A 1315-nucleotide genomic window follows, 5' to 3' on the forward strand; every position below is an offset into this window, starting at 1 on the left:
ACAATCACTCTGCCTCCAGGTCTAGTAATTGAGTAATTATCAGAAATAAGAGGACTCTTAGGGTGTTCAGCCCAATGCCCTTCTAGTTTTTCAGAGAAAAACAAATGTAATCTACCACACTTTCCAGAAAACATCCACCATTTATTATTATAGTGAAAAATGCTTGAGTCTACATATTTCCCATTAATTATTTCACAAGTTTTTTCCCATTCATAAGGAAAATTTTTAGATTTATATAATAATACACTGTTAGCTTCGCAAGACTCAGGAATCATATAAAATTCATTATTAAACTCAAATACATGTGGGTAGGATAAATGAAATTTCTCCTTAAGGACGATTCTATCGTAACTCCACTTTTCTCCATTCTCACTTGTTGCTAATCCTATAATTCCTTTTCTAGAAGATTTATCAAGAACTTCGAAAAACATAAAGTACTTTGAATCACAAGATATTATAAATGGGTCAGCAATAAACTCTGCAGGGACATCTGTTACATCAGAAGCCTCTAAGGAAGGGGTTGATAAACTTTGCTCATTTGGAGGTTTAGATATTATCTTAGACGAATTAAATACTTTTATCGACCAGATTCCTAGAGTTATCTCTCTATTAACGAAACCCTTAAAGAAAAATAATAAAATCAGAGAAATAAAAATTAAAAGTATATACATACACACCCCACCTTATGATAATTGTTAATATTCACCAAAACCGCTTGTTTATCGTACATTAACCTGCTGATGTCAACTTAACTTTTATTCCGAAAATCACATTGCTAAAAGCATTTTTAATATATTGAAATTCCTTACTTGTGTAAAATAATGCAAGGTAAATTATATTTGGAAAAATCAAGCAGATAAAACCTTTTTCGATTAATGAAGGAATACCCTTTCCTTCTACAAAGAATTCACATATATTCGTAGTTAAATAACAAGTAATCACAGTTATAATCGCATAATAAATATATTTACTAAAATAAGACCTCACAGGAAGATTAAAGATTTGCTTATACACCAAACGTGGTGCATTCCAAAATACAGTTACAAGAGTACTTACAGTTGTCCCGATAAAAATACCCGCTAATCCTAAATGGTTGACTAGTATTAATGATAGTACTAAATTTATAGCAGCCTCTATTAACGGCATGTACTTATCCTGTACAAATATTCCTCCCTTTGCTTTAAATGTTAGTATAGTAGACCTTAATCCTGTTATATAAAAATTAATTAAAAGTACAATAAATGTAAGCGAATCTAATAAATACTCTTTTCCAAGCCACCAGTTAATAAATGGTTCTAATAGATTATATAAAAAT

The 1315-nt window shown here is 30.2% G+C and carries 1 protein-coding gene and 1 pseudogene; both read right to left on the minus strand.

The features are described from left to right. The coding region (locus V7137_RS30330; protein ID WP_420490203.1) for a glucosamine inositolphosphorylceramide transferase family protein at nucleotides 1-671 on the minus strand (671 nt) is incomplete at its 3' end. Between the two features lie 58 nt (nucleotides 672-729). Next, nucleotides 730-1315 (minus strand): annotated as a pseudogene (locus tag V7137_RS30335) (lipopolysaccharide biosynthesis protein); the annotation flags it as partial.

It is taken from the genome of Neobacillus drentensis (genome assembly GCF_036962765.1).
GTDB classification, from domain to species: Bacteria; Bacillota; Bacilli; order Bacillales; family Cytobacillaceae; genus Neobacillus; species Neobacillus drentensis_C.